This is a genomic window from Geobacillus zalihae, from assembly GCF_030414215.1.
Lineage (GTDB): Bacteria > Bacillota > Bacilli > Bacillales > Anoxybacillaceae > Geobacillus > Geobacillus zalihae.
In genome coordinates this window covers 1,651,272-1,672,351 of the sequence record NZ_CP129217.1, presented here as the reverse complement: position 1 = coordinate 1,672,351, position 21,080 = coordinate 1,651,272, and the positions used below count along the sequence as shown (strand labels likewise).

General features: G+C 43.1%; 15 protein-coding genes and 4 pseudogenes. 3 read left to right on the top strand and 16 right to left on the bottom strand.

Translation table 11 applies throughout. The features are described from left to right. The first annotated feature begins 51 nt into the window (after positions 1-51). Entirely contained in the window at positions 52-501 is a 450-nt protein-coding gene (locus QWV57_RS08550; RefSeq protein WP_079936108.1) for a hypothetical protein, read from the top strand. A gap of 422 nt (positions 502-923) precedes the next feature. Here the strand turns inward: QWV57_RS08550 and QWV57_RS08545 are convergent, their stop codons facing one another. After that, entirely contained in the window at positions 924-1,301 is a 378-nt protein-coding gene (locus tag QWV57_RS08545) for a hotdog domain-containing protein (RefSeq protein WP_020756557.1), read from the bottom strand. A 409-nt stretch (positions 1,302-1,710) separates the two neighbouring features. Here QWV57_RS08545 and QWV57_RS08540 point away from each other — a divergent pair, with 409 nt between their 5' ends. Next, on the top strand, positions 1,711-2,175 hold the full coding sequence (locus QWV57_RS08540) for a transposase (protein ID WP_033006966.1): 465 nt from the start codon (positions 1,711-1,713) through the stop codon (positions 2,173-2,175). A 1,208-nt stretch (positions 2,176-3,383) separates the two neighbouring features. On the opposite strand, the gene QWV57_RS08535 is transcribed toward QWV57_RS08540, so the two are convergent. The 15 genes and pseudogenes from QWV57_RS08535 to QWV57_RS08465 form a co-directional block, all read right to left on the bottom strand. Beyond that, complete coding sequence (locus QWV57_RS08535) at positions 3,384-4,184, bottom strand: aminoglycoside 6-adenylyltransferase (RefSeq protein ID WP_020756812.1); 801 nt, start codon at positions 4,182-4,184, stop codon at positions 3,384-3,386. Continuing rightward, entirely contained in the window at positions 4,174-5,052 is an 879-nt protein-coding gene (locus QWV57_RS08530; RefSeq protein ID WP_081212922.1) for an IS982 family transposase, read from the bottom strand. Before QWV57_RS08530 ends, QWV57_RS08535 begins: the two co-directional genes overlap by 11 nt. A 769-nt stretch (positions 5,053-5,821) precedes the next feature. Next, positions 5,822-6,898 (bottom strand): annotated as a pseudogene (locus QWV57_RS08525) (IS4 family transposase). Between the two features lie 148 nt (positions 6,899-7,046). Then, a complete protein-coding gene (locus tag QWV57_RS08520; protein WP_301101862.1) occupies positions 7,047-7,727 on the bottom strand; it encodes a helix-turn-helix domain-containing protein in 681 nt (226 codons plus the stop codon). A gap of 41 nt (positions 7,728-7,768) precedes the next feature. Continuing rightward, positions 7,769-8,956 (bottom strand): IS701 family transposase, encoded by a 1,188-nt coding sequence (locus QWV57_RS08515; protein WP_301101860.1) that lies wholly within the window; start codon positions 8,954-8,956, stop codon positions 7,769-7,771. Positions 8,957-9,246: 290 nt separating this feature from the next. Beyond that, the gene (locus tag QWV57_RS08510) at positions 9,247-9,669 is read right to left on the bottom strand and encodes an NUDIX hydrolase (protein WP_020755373.1); all 423 of its coding nucleotides are present in this window, start codon (positions 9,667-9,669) and stop codon (positions 9,247-9,249) included. Positions 9,670-9,698: 29 nt separating this feature from the next. After that, entirely contained in the window at positions 9,699-9,944 is a 246-nt protein-coding gene (locus QWV57_RS08505; RefSeq protein ID WP_020755374.1) for a hypothetical protein, read from the bottom strand. A gap of 86 nt (positions 9,945-10,030) precedes the next feature. Further along, positions 10,031-10,354: a hypothetical protein gene (locus tag QWV57_RS08500; protein ID WP_216367745.1), complete on the bottom strand. Its 324-nt coding sequence runs from the start codon at positions 10,352-10,354 to the stop codon at positions 10,031-10,033. 619 nt (positions 10,355-10,973) lie between these two features. Continuing rightward, a complete protein-coding gene (gene istB / locus QWV57_RS08495; protein ID WP_020755377.1) occupies positions 10,974-11,726 on the bottom strand; it encodes an IS21-like element helper ATPase IstB in 753 nt (250 codons plus the stop codon). Then, positions 11,723-13,229 (bottom strand): annotated as a pseudogene (istA, locus tag QWV57_RS08490) (IS21 family transposase). Before istA ends, istB begins: the two are co-directional and overlap by 4 nt. 31 nt (positions 13,230-13,260) lie before the next feature. After that, positions 13,261-13,566 (bottom strand): LysR substrate-binding domain-containing protein, encoded by a 306-nt coding sequence (locus QWV57_RS08485; protein WP_020755379.1) that lies wholly within the window; start codon positions 13,564-13,566, stop codon positions 13,261-13,263. 130 nt (positions 13,567-13,696) lie between these two features. Next, positions 13,697-14,573 (bottom strand): annotated as a pseudogene (locus QWV57_RS08480) (IS982 family transposase). Positions 14,574-14,900: 327 nt separating this feature from the next. After that, positions 14,901-15,326 (bottom strand): NUDIX hydrolase, encoded by a 426-nt coding sequence (locus tag QWV57_RS08475; protein ID WP_015374844.1) that lies wholly within the window; start codon positions 15,324-15,326, stop codon positions 14,901-14,903. Positions 15,327-16,090: 764 nt separating this feature from the next. Then, on the bottom strand, positions 16,091-18,301 hold the full coding sequence (katG, locus tag QWV57_RS08470; RefSeq protein ID WP_081212630.1) for a catalase/peroxidase HPI: 2,211 nt from the start codon (positions 18,299-18,301) through the stop codon (positions 16,091-16,093). 369 nt (positions 18,302-18,670) lie between these two features. Further along, a pseudogene (locus tag QWV57_RS08465) lies at positions 18,671-18,871 on the bottom strand (short chain dehydrogenase); the annotation flags it as partial. A 589-nt stretch (positions 18,872-19,460) separates the two neighbouring features. On the opposite strand from QWV57_RS08465, the gene QWV57_RS08460 reads away from it, so the two are divergent. Next, positions 19,461-20,807, top strand: coding sequence for an arsenic transporter (locus QWV57_RS08460; RefSeq protein WP_223810907.1), 1,347 nt, complete (start codon positions 19,461-19,463; stop codon positions 20,805-20,807). The last annotated feature ends 273 nt before the right edge of the window (positions 20,808-21,080 follow it).

Sequence of the window (21,080 nt, the reverse complement as noted above, 5' to 3'; positions counted from 1 at the left end):
GATTACTCAGAAAGTTAGCAAAGGGAAAATTAACCCATGAGGGGGAAGTGTATGAAAAAGTTTTTAATTACATTATTAGTATTAATTGCGTTAGGCATTGGGGGGGATTTTGTTACTGAACTATTTAGTGCTAAACCACCTTTACCAACCATAACTGTTGGAGAAAAAAAGGTAGAAGTGGCACAAGGTTCGTATTGTTGGAATGGATTACTTAATTCTGTTTGTGCCGATACAAGTTCTCCGCCAGAACTCATTAAAAATCAAGAACTAAAACCTGTGGTTGTACCACCAGATTCCCAATTGAAAATAGAATTCAAAGATGAGCCTAAAGAAAATACATTAGTAGTAAATAGATGGCTTACAAATGAAAAAACAGAAAATGTTCCAATAAATGATAATGTGATACTATTACCAAAAGAAAAAGGTGTATATGTGTATGATGTTTCAGCGAGATGGGAAAAGGGAGATTCAAGTTATGCCTTTGTAATTGAAGTACGGTAGTAACCTTTTAGTAACAGTCTTAATTGAACAAGTCAATATAATTTTAGTTTAAAACGCTTGGAATAAACCCAAGCGTTTTAATGTGCTTTTTACTTTGTTAAATTTGGTTCGAATTTTGTGCTAATTACGCTGTTATTTGTACTGTTTTTCTTGATTTTGTACTTCTGAACCGAACCCGTTAACTTAACATGCACCTTTTTAGTAAAGTCTTTTATAGAAAAACAAGTAAAATGAAACCAATACGATTATAGCCATGATAACGCAATATATTTTTGTAAACGTGCGTAAAGCTGTTCCAAAAATTTCTTTTTCCGTCACTGAAAGCATTACCCCCATCGCCAATCAGATAAAAATTAGGGAAACCCAATATCTAAGGGGTTCCCCTTCTAGCGCTCCAGTTAATTGAAGAAAGCATAAAGAATTTAAAGTATTACACCTGAAAAATCGCCTTTTAATACTACTTTTTCATTCTGATTTTTACATAAAAAGGATGCACTAATAGCTGTTCTATTATTTTCTTGCCTTTCGTATTTTTCAATTTTAACTTCACAAATTATTGTATCCCCTGTAAATACAGGTCTTAGAAACTCAAAATTCATCGTACGAGCCAGTACGTTATAATCTCCGCCAACTTTTGTCGGCAGAGTCGCCGTTAGTAACCCTTGAACTACAAGCCTTCCTTGTTCATCTGGGGTTATATGATGAATCCCTTTATCGCCTGAAATCTCTGTAAATAATTCAACATCCTTCACTGTAAAAGTCCGTTCAAACGTAATGATATCTCCTACTTTTAAAGACATATAAATCTCCCCCCCTGAAGTTTAAATACTGTTATGGTTACTTATAATCTGAATATTACAGCAATAATAAATAATGTTCAACTATTCAGAATATTATTTCGATGATGGTTACACATTAAATTTTGATAAGATAAGAATCATATTCGTTGCGATTTGTTCGATTTTTGGAGGCAATGCTAAACATCCCTTCTCTGTATTTCAAAATCCCGTTGACAATAAAGTAAACAATAATTTATTATTAGGTTGGTTATAATTGTAAATATATATATTTACTTTTTTTAATTAATGTAAATATATGAACGTGTTGCAAAACGCATAACGAATGCATAAATGCACATAAAAAATCCACCACCTTGGAAATCATATACAGTGATCAAAAAAAACAACTCTCCAAGGGGTGGACACTATTATGATTTCCAATTGGAACAGCGAACATGCATGGACTTATGAAATTGACCCAATTTTAGAAGCATTATTTCGGTATATCGACTCGCTATCATTGCCGGAAACACCGTATGTGACAGGAAGACGGCCGGTGTCGAAAAAATCGTTGTTGAAATGTTTCTTTTTGAAAACCTATTTTTCCATTGATTCCTTGCGAAAATTAGTGCGCATCCTGCAGCGTTTTCGCTGTTTTCAACGGGCCTGTGGGCTTGGTGAAGTCCCTCACCTTTCTACGTTTTCCCGTGCGGCGAAGTGGTTCCGGGAACAAGGATTTCCTGTTTTTCATGCACAGCTGCTCAAAGAGATTGAACGAGTATTTAATGAGTTAAAGAGTGACGGGTTGGAACAGCCAAGATGGTATGGATTTCATCGATATGTACTGCATGTGTTATGTTGCATCCTTATACATAACTTCGAGTTTTTACTCTAGTTTTGCAACACCATCTTGTTAGAGAAAAGAATAAAAATTAAAATATTTTAATAACTTTTGTATTAATCTATACTTAACAAGTAAAAGGGAGTTCTTTAAATGGAATATATATACTTACTTGTTTTACCAATAATAGGTGTTTTGTGGTTTTTAAATTTAGCAAGCTTTTTAAAAAATTTACACAGTAATGGAAACACACTTAATCAAACAATACTAGGTGCCGTATTAACCTTTATCTTTACTTTTCTATTTATGTACGGGTTTTTAGGAACGCATTAATTATTCAAACACCTCCTGTACAAAAAGGATCGAACTACCCCCACTTACCGGCTAATGGACGATGGAAGTGGGGGATTCTTGTTTGTTTCCTTTGGCCGTTGTTGCTCAAAGGAAACAAGCCGCCCTCCTCTGTTCAACAAGGGAAGTAGCCATATAGGGATGTCCAAAGTGTCCCTTACGGAGGACACTATATGCCTGCTAATACAGCACATATAGAAGGTACACCATCTTCCCTCGTAGGCATCCAAAGAATTCATTGCAATACACCATGTTAAAGCTGGCGATATCATCTGCTTTTTAATTGCTTGCTGCGACTGGAATGCACAGACAGGAAGTTGTTGATTTGAAGCGGGAGAAGGTTGATTTTAACAATAAAACAATCCAAATATATGAAAAAGTTAATAATAAGGAACGGCTTTTTCCTCACTTTTTACTGCCAATAAATACTAATACTCAAAGAGTTGAATCACCTTGGATCTTTATCACTAGTCATCAAATCGGCGTGTTAGAAAGGAACAGAAATTAAAGAATTTCTGGATTTTCTAAATATGAAAACATTAAACTCTCATCAAAAGAGATGTTTTCTGCGGGATAAGGAGCACAATTTAGCAATTAAGCATATGCATCTATTTCTGTTATAAATTTATAACTTTATAGGCGGTCATGATAGACTATCTTGCCTGTGAAACCATATATAATTTATTTCCCCTTTTACGTAGAATCATGACCGCAGATGCTCCATATCAAGTAATGTGGCGTATGAGTTAATATTCAATGAAACGGATACTCTTATTTGTCATTTGATACATTCATTTTTTAACTGCTAAAAACAATTATCTGTATAAATTGCAAAGCTGCGGAATATCTTCTTGATTCGCTGTTCTTATCGCTACATCTCCCATCTCTTTTCCCCTCCATCGTATCTTTATTTAAAAGATTGATTTTGCATCTTGCGGCAAGTCTTTTACGTGTTTTAGAAACTCTAATGCTCTTTTGCATTCTTCTTCAGGAAACGGAAAACCATATACTTGCCCAACATGTTTAGCTGTTTTTTTGAATAAGTCATGAAATAAAAATAACGAATCCCAAATATTATCATAATTCGCATTTGTATACGTCTTCTCAAAGTCATTCCAAATTTCAGGCTCTAAGAACTTTTTTAAATGTCTTCCCCCTTTTCCAATTGAGTATTTATAATCTGTTTTAATTCCTATATGCCACTCAAGCATTTGAATTAATGGCTCACGTAAAACAACATCTATTAAACGCATTAACAATGGTAATTCTTGTCTCCAAATAGTTTTTGGAATATGAGATCCTAATCCCCATATAAAACTATTACAACAATCGTTATATAATTTTTCCGTTGGTTTTTTTATAAGATAACTTTGTTCACTTGGAGGTGGGATATCTGGAATATTGTGGTCTTTGTCTAGTAGAACCTTTGTCAAACTATCCTTAATTAGTTCATCCACTTTACTAGTGTGCATAAAATGCATATCAATTCGGTTTCCATCCATAAATTGCATTAAATATGTATAACGGCCATCGCCAATGGGAGGTGGAAAAATTTTATCTTCAGGTTTTTCCATAAGCATTACTTCCCCAAAGCGAGACAAAATATAGTTTTCATCTTTAAATGGTTCAACATCTGTAACTAAATATACAATATCATAATCTTGAAATATATCTTTATTTACCCGTGGTGCTAGTTGAGTCTTAACGCTCAACTAGCCCAAGAACAACAAGCGAGTAAGCCAGTAAAATACCATCCAGTGCCGTTTCAAATCCAGAAACCGAGTTCGCTCGAATCTCGGTGATCCGATACGAATCGACTAAAATCGAAAACACGGTTTCCACCACTTTACGTTTTCGCTTCATCCACTGTTTCCATGCGTCCGATTGGCGAATTCGCTGATTTTTTCGAACGGGCGTCCAAAAAGCGACTCGGTGCTCTTCGTACAGCTTCTTTTGCAGCTTTTGGCTGATATACCCTTTGCCACCTAGGTTATACGGATGTGGAATTTGCGTCATGACGGTTTCAGCGGCCACCCGGTCGTGACAAGACGCTTCGGTGACAACATATCCCATCGGAAGCCCTTGGTCGGTGACCTGCAGGTGAAGTTTCCACCCATAGAAAGTGACCCTTTTGGAAGCACAATAGCCAATATCGGCAATTCCACGGAATCGTTTGACGCGATGCATTCGAGCTGAATGACACAGCTCGATCGGCAAGCTGTCCACGACCGCATACGCATGGTGTTGCCCACGCTTGGCTAGCTGGTGCCGAATCCACTTGATCGCAAAGCTAAGCGCTCGGCAGCGACGGTTGTACCGAGAACGCTCAGGGAATAAGTCCTTGGGAAACAAATTCCCAATCACAAACCGATGCCAAGCCCGTTCGGAAGTGAAGCCCAACAACTTTCCAAGGACATGGATGGTGATGATGACTTCGTCTTTCTGTTTCAACAAATGACGATTTCGACGTTGAAGAGGAATCTGGATACTCGATAGTTGAGCCGATACAAAAAGCAAAATCGATGCATATTGTTTTTGAAGTTTGGCTCGATCTGTTGTAAAATGAAAGTGCTCTTGCATGGGAACCTCTCCTTTTGATGTTTGGTTGCACTTTCATTTTAAGGAGTTCCTCATGCAAGGGCTATTTTTATGCTTGTCTGATTTTATCTAGCACCACGGGTATCTTTTGTACTTTAAATAAATAACGCTCATATAAAAAGAAAATGCAGGACAATTCGCAATAGGAAATTCACCCTGCTACGTTTTAGTTCAAATTAAGAAATTATTTATTGCTTAAATTTTGGTGGATATTCAAACAAAGAAAGCAATAGGTTTTGTGTATCGTGAATAATAGTGTCGAGGGATTGAATAGTTAGAACATTTTATTCTACTTCTCTCTTACATATTTTGCTATCTTTTTCTAGACAAATAAGAACGCGCGTGCTAATATGTATTATAAATTAACTCAATTTATTTTTTGTCTGCAATTATCATTCTTTTGTACGAATTATCAAAGTTTATTCGCGATTATTAAGTTAACTTACTGTTTTATCATTTTTTTATCGTTTCACTTTATATTATGTCAACCGAAATTAGTTACTTAACTTCCCTTTCTTTAATTTTATAAAATTCTTCGCTAAATGATTTGTCACGCTTCAACCATGTATAATACGTTCCTAATGTAATTCCAACTGTTTCACATGCTTGATGAACGCAATAACTTTTTCGATATTCATCGATAAAAGCTTTTTTTCTTGCTGCAACAGATACCCTATCTATCTTACATTACACAAAATTCTTGACGGTACCTTTTTCTGCCGCTCATATATAAACGAATCACGAGTGTTGATTATCCAAAATTAGACATACGCCTTCCATAAATTTGGGCATACTCAAACAAAGCAGCGGCCATCCCGGATTTCCAATCGAGAGGAAGCTGCCCAGAGAAAAAACGGCGAACGAACGAAATGAAGGAAAGAGAGGCGTTCGTCTGTTTTTTGGTTTGATCATACAGCCATCGCAACAGCACATACGCGATGAATGCCGCAAACAGTTGGTTGTATACCGCATTTTCCGTCGTGCCAAACAAGGTCGGGACATTCAGATATTGCTTCACCCAACGGAAAAAGATCTCAACAGTCCAACGTTGTTGGTACATGTCGGCAATGGTTTCCGCAGACGCATGAAAGAGGTTCGTCACGACCCGAATGTCGCGGCCATTCGCATCTCGAAAGATCACCACCCGGTGACGCTTGGTCGATCGGCATTGTTTCGTCCCCAACTGGCACGTGAAGTCGGCTTGAACCGATGAAGATGCGCTCGGAAGGCGGTTCAAGCTTTTTTTCTGATGAAGTTCGATGTTGTCCTTCATCCGAATGACAAACAGCTGATGCTGCTCCACAAATCGATCGAGGCGTTCGATTTTGAAATACGCCCGGTCTTCCACCAGCACTTGTTGAGCGTTCGTCAACTATTCTCCCACCGGGCCATCGTGACGCAGCCCGGTCGTTTCCACCACGTCTGCCGGCAACGAGGATTCCGGCGAATACGCGACGTGCAGCTTCACTCCGGCGCGTTCGCCGTGATACGGCGCCCATGGCAGGCGGTTTTTCCCGACCGTGACGGTCGTCGAATCCACCACCCGAAGCGGTTTGGGAAACCGAAGCGAGCGGCGGGTTTGGCGGTTGCACTTGGAAATGATCAACGCCAACAAGCGTTTCATGATGTCATAGGGAACTTCTTTCGCTTTCTTGGATACAGTTGAATCATGAAATCGCGGCAATCCATACAGAGGCCCCACATCGGCTCCGTGGCGAAAGCTTTTCCATTGATGCATGGCGGCCAGCAGGAAGAAGTGAATCAACTCGCGCAACGTAAAGGTTCGAGACGAATCACGATACCCAACCGCTTCGGCAATCCGTTGAATCTCTTCATCCGAAACAAGTTTTTACATCAAATTCGGGAGTGTGGTATGCTTGTTCATAGAGAGCACCTCCTGGGTTTGTTTGTGTCGTTACTCACATTCTACAGGAAAGGTGCTCTTTTTTCTATACCCTTTGGATTTTATTGGATAATCAACACGCCTGTAAACGAATATGTTTTTCGTTTTTGGTTAAGTACATTTCAAATCCTCGAGCTTTTAAATGATTCTCTAATGCTGTCATAAAATCCAAAGATCCGCCAACAAAACTGACTACATATCCATGAGAATTAATATTTCCATCACCGTCAAAATAGCCTCTTATAAAATGATTTAAATACACTTCTGGAACATACGGAAATTTTATATCCAGTGATTTATTTGGTGTGATACCATGTATCTCCATTAAATCGTTTTTCATAACTTTGCTATTGAGATATAACATATAAACACCGGTTTGCTTATTTTGATAAAGTGGTTGATTAGACCCTAATTCGTCTCTGATTTGTTCTAAAATATATTTTTCTTTTTGCGCGAATCCGATCGTCTGAAAATCATTGGAGACAAAACCGTCCGCTATAAAAAAACCTAAGATATAAGCCATATTTTTAGACCAAGTCTTGAAATAATCTTCATTTAACTTATACTTACGCTTCCAACTACCAAACGGCCTTTTTTCAATATTATGATCAGACAAAATCATTCTTATATATCTCGGAGACACATTAGAAAGCTTTGCAATTTCAGTAGTACTAGCACCTTCAAGATAAAGTTTTATAATTTCGTCTACCTCCAACGTTCGTTTTATACTGTACTGTAGATGAGCATTTTTCATTACAATAATTTCCATGGTTAGAGAGACAAACAGGGTACCCCTTATGCGATACGGAGCTGTTTTTTGATCACATCAATAGGAATCTCTTGCTTTGCAGCGTCATAAATGAACTCTATGACGCTATGGCCTTTCCGCGACCGAAGAAGCTCCAGCCCGGTGGAGAGGTTTTGTCGGGATTCGGCGATGCTGTACACGCAGGCCAAGAGCACCACCGCCCAATACCGTTTCACCGCCCGAATGTGGCGAACGCGGTATCCATCCAGCTTCAGTTGATCTTTCGCCTGCCGGAAAAAGCATTCGATTGTCCAACGCTGGGCATAGTAACGCAAGATGTCTTCGTCCCCGAGCTCCCGGTCGGTGCTCAAGACGCAATGGAGATGTTCCGGTGTCATCGGCTGATCCGCCTTCCAAGCCAGCAGCACCACCGCGTCATCGAGGCCATGGATGGCCCCCTCATAGCGATACACGCGATAACGCTCCTTCCCCACCGTGACGAGGCGGGTGTCTTTGGACTCGATATAGCGGGCAAACTGCTTGGCTTGGATGGCGATGCCTTTTGGGTAGAGAATCCGGTTCGTCTTGAGCATCGCGATGACATGGAATCCCTGTTTCAAGCAGGCTTCAATGAGCTTTTTGGACGGATACCACGAATCCATGAGCACATACACCGGCTGAGCCCGCTTCACCTTGAGCGAGGAAAGCATCTCGATCGCCAGGTCGATTTTGCTTCTTCCCTCCTTCTTGTCATACAGGCGGAACGCAAATGGGAACGCCTGCGTGAAGGTGTGCACCATCAGCCAAACGAGCGAATGCCCCCAGATCGATTGATGATCTTTATGCGAGTAGTGCCAGTCGCACCCTTGAATGGCGTGCGCAGCCCGTGACGAAGGCTTTGTTTTTTGGCAAATCGTATCATCAATCGAAACAAAAAGGGGTTGATTCTTCCGTTTGGCCAGTCGTTCGACCTGGGAAAGGATCCACTCTTGAAGCTTCCCAAGCAGCCTTTCCTCGTTCCAAGGGCTTTTCGTGAAAAAGTGACGGAGCGTCGTTCGATGATTCGGATGAAAGCTCCAGTAATGAATATCAGTCAATGTTCCCGAGAATCCCTTGGTGGTCAAGGCATCGACAATATGAATGAGATGCTTGATGACCGGTTTGGAAAGCTGCAGCGTCAACCCCAGCGTGAAGAAAAACTTGTGGATTCCTTGGTGATGTGCTAATCTATTCATGAGACATGAACCTCCTTGTGGATAGTTGGTGGTACATCTATTCTAACCAAGGAATCGGGTTCATGTCTCCTTTTTTGTTTAGTTGTCAATTTATGTCAGTGAATTTGCTCATCTACAGTATTTTATTAAGCAATTGGTAGATATGGTTTGTGTGTTGGAAGTTGAGATTGTGACCCGATAAAAAGCACCTGATCTTTTATCAATCCGTCAAACCATCTTGTTTGGATAGCGCGGTCCGCGGATCTTACTCGGCATGAACTGAACTCATTTAGCTATCTTCCATCTCTACTCTATACCCATTCTTCCAACGAAAACACGTCATTTCTTTCAAAGTCGTGAAGAATGGCCGGAGGCAGCAGTTCACGCACTCTCTCTTTAGTCGACCAGCAATAATCGATATGCTCTTCCGAAAGAACAACTTCATGATGATCGCTTTTGCATAAGTATGTAAGAATGACGACTTGCCGCGTTGCGTGCGTTTGAAACGTCGTCGCATATAAAATCCGCTCCACCGTCACATCCAATCCAACTTCTTCTTGGATTTCTCGCAACAGCGCCGCTTCTAAATCTTCTCCAAAGTGTATTTGCCCTCCGACTAACTCCCACGTTCCGCCGCCCACTTCGTCATCATTAGCGCGTTGTACAATTAATACTTTTCCTTCGTGTAAAATAAACCCTTTCAAAACTACAACCATTTCACTGTAGATGAGCATTTTTCATTACACCCGTTAGTTCAAGAAGTTTACTTTTGAAAATCTGCTATATTCCAATTCATTTTAGGATTAACTGTATCCATAAACTTCTTAATTTGTTCTTCACTTAAATCTTTTTCACCAGTCGAATTTTTCGCATATGATACAAGTTCCCAAGTTTCATCATAAGGTTTCTTCGGTGCTTTCCACCTAATGCTAAATGTATAATCAACGCCATCAATCTTTACTTTCATAATCAATATATCGCCAAGAAGTATAAACTTACTCATTTCCATTTTTATATGCCACCTACTTTTGTGTATTTACAGGAGAAAAAGAAAGATTGCAACTACGGGCAGAATCTTTGAATAAGAATATTTTTTTATGGTTCACTAATCCCCATTGCCAATAGCAAAAGAAAAGCAATGGCCAAAACCGCTCCATTTCCTATCAAGCTGATAATTGGCAGAAAGAAACGTTTCGTCATCAACCACGAGAACACAGCGAATAAAATACCAATAATTGATAAGATGCCATAAATTGTGATCACGAAATAAACATCAGCATCTGGACCTCTTTCAACATAGAAAATAATGATACTTATGATTACAGGAAACAAAGACGTGACACCTAATATATTTCCTACTTTTTTCTTGTCTAACACTATTACCCCCACCTTTTTGTTGATAATAACTTTTTGAATCATAGCCACCCATGCTGCATTTCGCGGCACTACAGATGATGGAAGTTCATTCGTTCTTCCATGAGAGACAACCATGCCGCATCTACACGGCACCATCAGAAGAATGAAAATATTAAGAATGATGTCTCTTTTTGATTCCTTTTGTGGCAGAAGTATCAATTCTTTTTTACCTTACTGTTTCTTTCTCAATGTGTGTTAACTTTGATTTAAGATAAGTTCTTGTTCCTCTACATTATTTAACTCTCTTCTAGGAATTATATAGGCACTTACTGAGCTAAAGATAGAAATTATATTTGTCCTCTTTGAAATTTTTGATGCCAGATCAGTCTTTTCATGTTTATACAATTATTTGGACTTAAAATGGAACTCAAACTCTGTATGGTTCACCAATGAGTTCTCGCTTTACTCATGTTGGTGTCCCCCACATTTAACGGTTTGCTTGACCTAAAAGAGATCATTCCAATCATGCTGGTTAAAGAGTGGAATGACAGATTTTTTCATTAGATCAATAAACGCATGTACAGTTGGTGATAGATTGTCACTTTTCCAAGCAAGGTGTTTTTTGCAAGCAAAAAATGCAGAGAAGTGCAAGAAAAAATACATAGGCTTGCCAGCTCAAGACTTAAGGTTCCAGACCGGGGGCAGAGGACGGCTGGATCGCGGAGAGAGCGTTCCGCAGTCGATAGCTCTCTCCCGTGAAGGCCAAGATGTGGGCATGGTGAACCAAGCGATCCACTAACGCTGCCGTCAAACGGTTGTCCCCAAACACCCGATTCCACTGTCCAAATTCTAGATTCGATGTCACCATGACGCTTTTTCGCTCGTAACAGTCGGCGATAATATGAAACAACAGTTCCGATCCTTGCTTTTGAAACGGCACATAGCCGAGTTCATCCAAAATCAACAGTTCGCATGGGTCGAGGCTTCGTTTCAGCCGTCCGAGCGTGCCGTTTTTCAACGCCTCTTCCAGCTGGGCGACAAGATCCGCGACGCGGAAAAACCGAACCTCATGGCCTTGTTGGCACGCCTGAATGCCAAGTGCTGTGGCGAGATGGGTTTTCCCCGTTCCAGGTGAACCTAAAAGCAGAACGTTTTGCTTTCGCTCCAAAAAGCGAAGGTCACACAGTTCCTCCCTCAATGTCGTGGCTGGCCAATGGATATGACCCGACCATTCGTAATCCTTCAGCCATTTCAACTCCCGAAACTTGGCTTTCTTGATCAGCCGAGCCTGTTTCGCTTCTTGGCGGCACGACAGTTCCAGCGCCAATACATCCCGCAAAAACTGTTCTTTCGTTTCGAATCTCACCTCCTCGAATCGATCTGCGATATAGGCCAAATGCAGCGCTTTACAAATCTCTTTCACCTCTGCTCTCATTTCTGGACACTCCCTTCCCGAGCGGGATGAAGACGTTGATCATACACCGTTAAATCCGTTTCATAGTCGATTAGAACGGAAGGGGTGTATGATTCTTCCCACTTGTCCGGGTAATAGGAGTGCTTCGCTTCCATCAACACGCCGATTTCATGAGGAGTCAAGTCCCATCGCTGACTCTCCTCGAGCCACTGGGCGATTTCGTAAAGCGTGTGCCGATCCAACAGCGCTCGCAGTCCTTTTAAACGGGCCACCACCTGGGGCGGGGGGGCCAGCCAGATACATTCGGATCGCCTCCGGCAAGTACGTCCGGTAGCGGGAATGTCCGACAACCCGGGGTTTGGTCTCCCACTCAGCGAAAATCTCTTTCCAAGGGATTTCGCGTTTCACGTTCGTATACGGCCTTGGCGCTTCAAGATGGACGTCTCCATCGGAAGAGAACACAACGAAACGATTCCATTCTTTCTTCACCAACACCCGGTTGGGGACGGACAGGCCATGGACGACGAACGCCTTCCCATCCACCATCACTTCTCCGTATTTATTCACGTAAGCGTGATCGAGGGAGAAGATCGGAAGATCTTGTTCCGGCAACGCCAACAGCTCTGGTTGTTCTTCCTGCCATAGTTCCTCGATCCACCGCCCCTTTTCATAATGAGGACGGTTTCGGTCCTCGACCATCTTGCGATGCAGCCACTCCACCAGCTCCGGATCCGACTCCATCAATGGAGCGGGGATGAAACAAAGGTTGCGAGTGTAATAGACTTTTCGCTCCGCATTTCCTTTCTCATGTCCACTGTATGGATTGCACACTTGTACATCAAACCGATAGTAGAGTTGGAATTTCTCAAAAGCCTCGGTGAATCGGCGTTCTCCCCCTTTTCGAATCGACACAATGGCCGCGGACAAATTGTCAATGCGCAATGCCTTTGGCACTCCCCCAGCCTGACGAAACAGCTGCGTCAACCCGTGGAGGAAGCATTCACTGTTTTCCGCCGGCAGCGGATAAGCAAACGCAGCGTTGCTATAGGGAAAGCTCATGATCAAAACCGATCGCTCTTCTTCCTTCCCCTCCTTCGTCACCACCGTCATCTTCCCGAAATCCACCTGCGCCTCGCCTGGAGGGTGCTCCAGTCGTTCATAGCGCTGTTCTTTCTCGAGCTTGAGCTGCGGTCTTCGTTTTTGCACGTACGCGCAAACGGTGCGATACGAGCCTTGAAATCCATGGTCACGACAAAGCGCTTCAAACATCGTCTTGTTCGTTCGCCGTTGTTTTCTCGGCAGCTTGGCATCCTCCTCCAACCAGTCATCAATGATTTGCCCGTACCCTTCTTCCTCCATCATCCCCTTTTTGCGTTTGATGGTTGGTTGGACAGAAATGTCTTCATCTGCGTATTTCTTGACCGTTCTCCAGTTATATCCCGTTTCACGGGAAATTTCCGCAATCGATAACCCTTTCTTTTCACGCAGTTTTCTGATACGATTAATTTCGGGCATTGCCAGCATCCTTTCGCTCCTCCACTGTTTGGTTATGTGTTCACAACTTCCACAGTAGAGGAAATGTTAGAGGCTGGCAAGCCTTTTTTTCTTTGCCTTCAGCTCTGCACTTTTCGTTGCAGAACTCTGTATTTTTATTTTGCAATAAACAAGCAAGGGCCATCGTAGTGGTAAATGGATTATTCTGAATGTCACGATAAACAACTTTATTTTTGAATACATATTGCATCGAAGCTGGTACAAGAGCTACGCCCATTCCTGCTGAAACAAGAGAGATGACAGTAGGTAATTCTTGTGTTTCTTGTACTACCTTTGGATAGAATCCTGCCTGATAACAACCATTCATCACTGTATCATAATACCAAAATGTAATTCTTCAGCCACTGTTATGAAATATTTCAAATGACGTAGTTCCAACGCGTTGCCTCTCCTTTTTAAACTTATTAATACTTATTACCCGTGGTGCTAGTTGAGCGTTAGAACTCAACTAGCCCTAGTGTGACCAGCGAATAGGCTAACAATATGCCGTCGAGCGCTACTTCAAATCCGATCATGGAATTTGCTCGGATCCCTGTGATCCGGTATTGGTCAACTAGAACCGAGAACACCGTCTCGATCACTTTGCGTTTTTGTTGGATCCATTTCTCCCATGCCTCGGACGAGCAATGTTTCTGGTTTTTTCGAGACGGAGTCCAAAGCGCCATTTGGTACTCTTCGTACAGCCTTTTTTGCAACTCACGGCTAATGAATCCTTTGTCCCCAAAGTTATAGGGATGAGGAATTTGAGTCATCACGCTTTCAGCGGCGATACGATCATGGCAGGATGCTTCCGTTACCACATAGCCCATGGGCAACCCTTGATCGGTCACTTGAAGGTGCAGCTTCAACCCATAGTACCATTGCTTTTTTGAAGCGCAATACCCGATGTCTGCGATCTCTTGAAACCGTTTGACGCGATGCATTCTTGCGGTATGGCACAACGGGAGCGGCAAGCTGTCGACGACGGCATAGGCATGATGTTGGCCGCGTTTTGCTCACGACGGCGATCCATTTGATGGCGAAGCGCAGCGCCCGGCAACGGCGGTTGTACCGGGAACGTTCGAGAAACGAGCCATTTGTGAACAAATTTCCAGTGACAAAGCGATGCCATGCCCGTTCGGATGTCAAACCGAGCAACTTTCCTAAAAGATGAATCGCGATGACCACGGCGTCTTCCTGTTTGACCAAATGGCGGTTGCGACGCTGTAGGTACATCTGAATCGATGACAGTTGGGCAGAGACAAAAAAGAAAATGGCGGCATATTGCTTTTGAATCTTTGCTTGATCTGTAGTAAAATGAAAGTGCTCTTGCATAGGGATTCTCCTTTTCAATGTTTGGTTGCACTTTCATTTTAAGGAGATCCTCATGCAAGGGCTATTTTTATGCTTGTTTGAGTTTATCTAGCACCACGGGTTTATATAAATTAACTCAATTTATTTTTTGGCTACAATTATCATTTTTTTATACGAATTATCAAAGTTTATACCTGATTATTAAGTAAACTTACTGACTTATCATTTTTTTATCCTTCACTTTATATTATGTTAACTTAAGATGGGAAAAAGAGAGAAAGGAACGTCACGATTCCCTCTACTCCCCCCACGACTCGCTGCAACCGCAGCGCAGTGAAAAGCAGAAAACTATATGTAGTTCAATATTTCACGAGGCGCAAAGTTGTCGATTTTCTGCAATTCGTCTTTGCTCCACCATTTGAGTCCTTTCAGTGTGTCTTTTTCGTTCTTTGTCATATGTTCGATAGACAACACCGTATCGGATTGGATCGTAACGTGATAATAAATTTCCCGGCTAATAAAAGAACCTTGTTTTCCTTCAATCCATACATCCAGTTGGAATATGGGGCCACCGAGAAGATCAACCACTATGCCTAGTTCTTCGTATAATTCCCTTTTTAAAGCTTCAGCTGGGGTCTCGTTTTCTTCAATGCCCCCTCCTGGAGTAACCCATAACACTTTGTTCCCTACTACATCCCGAAATTCAAATTGCTGAAGAAGAATTTCGTTTCGCTCATTGATGATCACTGCTCTAGCACATTTGCGTATCCTCATCGGGCGCTCCTTTCCAGATCTATTTTACAGATGAAGCCGGCCATGACTGCCGAACTCGGGTTTCATAAATGGCCCGAATTCGAACGTCCATGATGGGAAAACTCCTTCTTTTCTTTGTGTGTCAAAGATTCATATTTATTGATAAAAAAAACTAACTAAGAGAATCATAAAATAGAATAATTCCTACCCCACCCTTCAATCTGATCCTTGTATCCGATCAGTGTGTTCTTCATGGTATTCGGATAGCCTGCCTTGAGTCTAAGCTCTTTTAGAGGCATCGCTGGATTCTCAATCATGATCTTTTGAATTCGTATTATTTCTTGTGAATCATATGCTGCTTTATAAGCCCATACATAAATTCATTTTGTGTTGACTAAAACATGTTTATACCTTACAATCATAAAAAGAAGGTGTTGTTTTCCCCGCCACCGTCGGGCAGGGCTGAGCTGTCTTTTTATTTTGACGTGAACGTTTGTCCTGTCCCTTTCCCTATGCTATTTGATCTTGATTTGATTCTGCCGCAATCATACTGAAAAACACATAATTTGTCAATAAAATACATACTATTCTCAAAGATTCTCCGAAGGCTCTTTTCTTTCTGCAAATCTCTGACACATAAGCATAAAAACAGGTAATTGAGCGCTCTAGTTTCCTTTCAACGAATCTTTCCCTTTTGATCCACAACAAGTCTAAGAAAGAATCCCTGGATATGAATATAAAAAAGCAGCTTGCCCCTTAAACGGACAAGCTGCTTTTTTTGTTGGTTAAACTGTGACCGACTCTTTGGCTTGTTTCAAATGAATGTCAAAGCGGTCGGCGTTCATGACTTTCACCCAAGCGTTGATAAAGTCGCGGACAAATTTTTCTTGGTTGTCGTCTTGGGCGTAAAATTCGGCGTACGAACGAAGGATCGAGTTGGCTCCGAAAATAAGGTCAACCCGGGTGGCCGTCCACCGCACTTCGCCCGTTTTCCGGTCGCGGATTTCATAAATGCCGCTGTCTGTCGGCACCCATTCATAGTTCATGTCGACTAAGTTGACAAAGAAGTCGTTCGTCAGCACCCCGATGCGGTCGGTGAAGACGCCGTGAGGCAGATCGCGATAGTTCGCGCCTAACACGCGCAAACCGCCAACTAAGACCGTCATTTCTGGGGCGGTCAGCCCAAGGAGCTGCGCTTTGTCAACGAGCAGTTCTTCCGGTGGAACGCTGTACTCTTGCTTTTGATAGTTGCGGAAGCCGTCCGCAAACGGTTCTAATACCGCAAAGCTCTCGACATCGGTTTGTTCTTGTGTCGCATCGCCGCGGCCGGGGGAAAATGGCACTTTGACATCAAAGCCAGCGTCGCGGGCTGCCTTTTCCACCGCAGCGCTGCCGCCAAGGACAATCAAATCGGCGATGCTTACTTTTTTCGGCAGTTCGCGTTGAATGTCCTCATAGATGGACAGCACTTTCGCGAGCCGCTCCGGTTCGTTCACTTCCCACTCGTTTTGCGGTGCAAGACGAATGCGGGCACCGTTGGCTCCGCCGCGCTTATCGGAGTGACGGAACGTGCTGGCCGAGGCCCAAGCTGTTTTCACAAGTTCACTGACCGTCAGCCCGGAGTTCAAAATTTTGGCTTTGATTTCTTCAATTTCCGCTTCTGTCAATTCGTAATTGACTTCTGGAATCGGATCTTGCCAGATGAAATCTTCTTTCGGAACTTCCGGGCCGAGATATCTCGTTTTCGGTCCCATATCTCTATGGGTAAGCTTGAACCATGCCCGGGCAAACGCCTCCGCAAATTCTTCTGGATTTTGATGGAAACGGCGGGCGATTTTTTCGTATTCTGGGTCAAACCGCAGCGCCAAGTCGGTCGTCATCATCATCGTCGGCACTTTCTTCGACGGATCCTCGGCATCAGGCGCCAAATCCTTTTCATTCGGATCGACCGCCATCCATTGCCATGCCCCGGCTGGGCTCTTCGTCAGCCACCAGTCATAGCCAAACAGCATGTCGAAATACGACATATCCCATTGAGTTGGCGTCGGCGTCCAGGCACCTTCAATGCCGCTTGTGATCGTGTCGCTTCCTTTCCCTTTTCCGTAAGAACTCATCCACCCTAACCCTTGGGCTTCAATCGGTGCGGCTTCCGGCTCAGGACCGACGTGTGTGGCAGGACCGGCGCCATGCGCCTTGCCGAATGTATGGCCGCCGGCGATCAAGGCGACCGTTTCTTCATCGTTCATCCCCATGCGACGGAACGTCTCGCGAATATCACGCGCCGCTGCTTTCGGATCCGGCTTGCCGTCCGGCCCTTCTGGATTGACATAGATTAACCCCATGACTGACGCGGCGAGCGGATGTTCAAGCTCACCATCGTCGGAATGGCGTTCAGAGGCGAGCCACTCTTTTTCCGCTCCCCAGTAAATATCTTCTTCCGGATGCCAGACATCGACACGACCGCCGCCAAACCCTATCGTTTTTCCGCCCATCGATTCAATGGCGACATTGCCGGCCAAAATCATCAAGTCAGCCCAAGAAATTTTGTTGCCGTATTTTTTCTTGATCGGCCACAGCAACCGCCGCGCTTTATCCAAGTTGGCGTTATCCGGCCAGCTGTTTAACGGGGCAAAGCGCTGCGTGCCGGTCGAACCGCCGCCGCGGCCGTCGCCGATGCGGTACGTTCCCGCCGAATGCCACGCCATGCGGATGAACAGCGGGCCGTAATGGCCATAATCGGCCGGCCACCAATCTTGGCTTTCGGTCATCAGTTTGCGCAAATCTTCTTTGAGCGCCCAATAGTCGAGTTTTTGAAACTCCTCGGCATAATTGAACTCTTCATCATGAGGATTTGTTTTTCGGTCGTGTTGATGGAGAATGCTTAAGTTCAGCTGGTTCGGCCACCAGTCTTTATTGGTTGTTCGATTTGAGTTGTAGCTTGTGACGCTGCCGTGATACGGGCATTTGGAAGTGTTGTGTTGGTTTTGGTTTTTCATTTCCTCTTCCCCTTTCCATATTCAAATATCACCATTATCTTTCTAGTTGCTTTTTCTGCCAACTAGAATTGATAATGATTCGTACATTAAAATTATAATAAATTAATATTTAGTAGTAAAGGATAAAAAATATTTTTTACATACAATATTTGTTTGCGACTGGCGCTTGGCCAACGAAAAAGGAGCAGAGGTCAAATAAGCATGGAAACGGGTTCATTTCATAAAAAGGAGGATATACAACTGCTATGACAGCAACCAGTCCATCCATCCATGGGTTCGCTTTTGCGAAACCGCTTTATTCAAACGATTATGACGGCCGGGTTATTCATTCAAATCGACATTTGGATTCGCAACTTTGCGATTTTATTCATTCGGTCCATAAAAATCAGGAAAATGGCAAATAAGAGTTGGCACTCCTCTCTGATGCGCTTCTATAAGCATCCTATTCAGCTGCAAGCGAATTTTTCCTTTCTTGGTATGGGGGTTTTTCGGCGTATCCTCTGTTACCTTTCTCCCTGGGCTGCGCCCATAAACATAAATGTTGTCGACGAACACAACCTTTGCCCCATTCCCTTCCAAATGCGGCACGAGATCAGCCTGCCGCCTTTTTTTGTTAAAGCGCTCTTTTCAGGTTAGAATCAACGACCATCACTTTTTATTTACATATAACACGGGCTTTGTACTCTAACATCTGACGGAGTTGATGGAAAGATCATGCCACTGTTTCATATCGGTCATGGATGCGCACACGTCCCGTTTTTTCACGCCTTTTTTGGTTCAGACGAAGCTTCGATGCGTCCTTCTTAACGTATGGACAGAAAACATGAACAGGCATATGACCTGCCGAGACATTTGCCTCTCGTTTTACTGTACTTTGCCTTTGTCAGCTTTTATTCACGCAAGCTCTATTGCTTGGCTGAGAAACGTTTGTTCATCCCATGCTTGAAATAATGCTGCTGTCTTTCTCCTGTACGTCCACTTTCCTTGGACTATCAACTTTGGCGAACAAATGCGGATTTTGCAGAAATTGCACGAATAGCACAGGACAAGATGATTTTAGGACACATATATATACAGTACAAACAAGCTATATAGACATATATAGACAATGGAAAGAGATGAACGGAACAAAAGAAATCGGAAAAACGCGAAAGGAGTGATGTCTATTACACCAGCTATGGTCCTCTTTGCCTTTTTCTTTACGATCATGCTCATTTACTGGCGCCCTAAAGGAATGAATGAGGCCATTCCCGCAACCATCGGTGCGCTAATCGTCATCGCCAGCGGAGCGGTGAACGCGTCTCATCTCATGGATATTAGCATCAAAGTAAGCGGGGCGGCCATGACCATCATTTCAACTCTTGTCATGGCACTTGTGCTCGAAAGCATCGGTTTTTTTCATTGGATCGCTTCTCTTCTTGCCCAGCGTTCCAATGGGTCAGGGATCCGGTTATTTTGGTACACCAACGCTCTTTGTTTTCTGATGACGCTTTTTTTTAACAATGACGGCAGCATCATGATCACGACGCCGATTTTACTGTTGCTTTTAAACAGCTTTCAGCTAAAAAAACATCAGAAATTACCGTATCTCATCAGCGGAGCGTTGATTGCCACCGCCTCGAGCGCCCCGATCGGCGTAAGCAACATGGTCAATTTAATTTCATTAAAAATCATCGATATGAACTTATACATGCAGACAGCGATGATGTTTGTTCCCTCAGTGCTTGGGCTGTTGTTTTTGCTGGGGTTGTTGTTTCTCGTTTTTTATCACGATATCCCGAAAACATTGCCACCAATGGCGGTTCCTATTACTCCCCTCTCGTTTTTTCATCATCCTTTGCAGAACCGTTCCGCCTACGATGAGATGAAAGTATCGGAAAACAAAATGAAGATGATTCTTCTGTTCGTGCTAACCATCCGGTTGAGCCTGTTTGCCGCTTCATACATGCATATTCCCATTGAAGTGGTCGCGCTCACAGGATCATGTGTACTATTAGGATGGCGATGGTATGCTTTAAAGATGAGCCCGTACGATGTATTGAGAAAAGCACCTTGGCACATCCTTGTGTTTGCTTTCGGGATGTATGTCATCATTTACGGTCTGAACCACATCGGGTTGAGCCATTATGTGACAAAGCTGTCGGGATTGCACGCGTCGGATATGTTTCCCTCGATGTTTGTCATGGGATCGATGCTGTCTGTCTTATCCAATCTATTTAATAACCATCCTGCCCTCATGATTGGAACCTTGTCGTTGACAGAAATGAGCATGGATCCGCTTATTGCCAAGGCCGCTTACGCCTCGATGATCATCGGCAGCGATATCGGTTCGCTCCTTTTGCCGACGGGAACGCTCGCTACCTTGCTATGGATGCATATTTTACATCAACATCGCTGTCCCGTTTCATGGACAGCCTATATCAAAATTACCTTGCTCGTCATTCCACCGACTGTTGTCTTTACGCTTGCTATGCTATATAGTTGGATTTCCATTCTATTTATGTAAACCCATAAAAAATCCCTCCTTTTGCTTCATGATGCTAGGAGGGATTTTTTGCATGCCAACACAGTAGTGAAACGCTTCTCAGTCGAATGTGCCACGCGCCATCCTGTCAACCCGTTTCTGTTTGGAATAGGGAGAAAGTCGGTGATGCGCATGTAAATCTCCGGTTCATTGTACAGCCTTGTTCGCTCCATTCTCTTGCAGCGTCCTCCTTCTTTATGGATCATCCTGATCGAGAAAACCCGCCCTTCTTAAACGAAGAAACCGTAAGGAGGG

Bases quoted from the DNA above. Each gene is read 5' to 3' on its own strand.
- QWV57_RS08550 (WP_079936108.1), top strand. From the start codon at position 52: ATGAAAAAGTTTTTAATTACATTATTAGTATTAATTGCGTTAGGCATT.
- QWV57_RS08545 (WP_020756557.1), bottom strand. From the start codon at position 1,301: ATGTCTTTAAAAGTAGGAGATATCATTACGTTTGAACGGACTTTTACA.
- QWV57_RS08540 (WP_033006966.1), top strand. From the start codon at position 1,711: ATGATTTCCAATTGGAACAGCGAACATGCATGGACTTATGAAATTGAC.
- QWV57_RS08530 (WP_081212922.1), bottom strand. From the start codon at position 5,052: ATGCAAGAGCACTTTCATTTTACAACAGATCGAGCCAAACTTCAAAAA.
- QWV57_RS08520 (WP_301101862.1), bottom strand. From the start codon at position 7,727: ATGAAAAATGCTCATCTACAGTACAGTATAAAACGAACGTTGGAGGTA.
- QWV57_RS08515 (WP_301101860.1), bottom strand. From the start codon at position 8,956: ATGAATAGATTAGCACATCACCAAGGAATCCACAAGTTTTTCTTCACG.
- QWV57_RS08510 (WP_020755373.1), bottom strand. From the start codon at position 9,669: ATGCTCATCTACAGTGAAATGGTTGTAGTTTTGAAAGGGTTTATTTTA.
- QWV57_RS08505 (WP_020755374.1), bottom strand. From the start codon at position 9,944: ATGGAAATGAGTAAGTTTATACTTCTTGGCGATATATTGATTATGAAA.
- QWV57_RS08500 (WP_216367745.1), bottom strand. From the start codon at position 10,354: ATGATTCAAAAAGTTATTATCAACAAAAAGGTGGGGGTAATAGTGTTA.
- istB (WP_020755377.1), bottom strand. From the start codon at position 11,726: ATGAGAGCAGAGGTGAAAGAGATTTGTAAAGCGCTGCATTTGGCCTAT.
- QWV57_RS08485 (WP_020755379.1), bottom strand. From the start codon at position 13,566: ATGAATGGTTGTTATCAGGCAGGATTCTATCCAAAGGTAGTACAAGAA.
- QWV57_RS08475 (WP_015374844.1), bottom strand. From the start codon at position 15,326: ATGAGGATACGCAAATGTGCTAGAGCAGTGATCATCAATGAGCGAAAC.
- katG (WP_081212630.1), bottom strand. From the start codon at position 18,301: ATGAAAAACCAAAACCAACACAACACTTCCAAATGCCCGTATCACGGC.
- QWV57_RS08460 (WP_223810907.1), top strand. From the start codon at position 19,461: ATGTCTATTACACCAGCTATGGTCCTCTTTGCCTTTTTCTTTACGATC.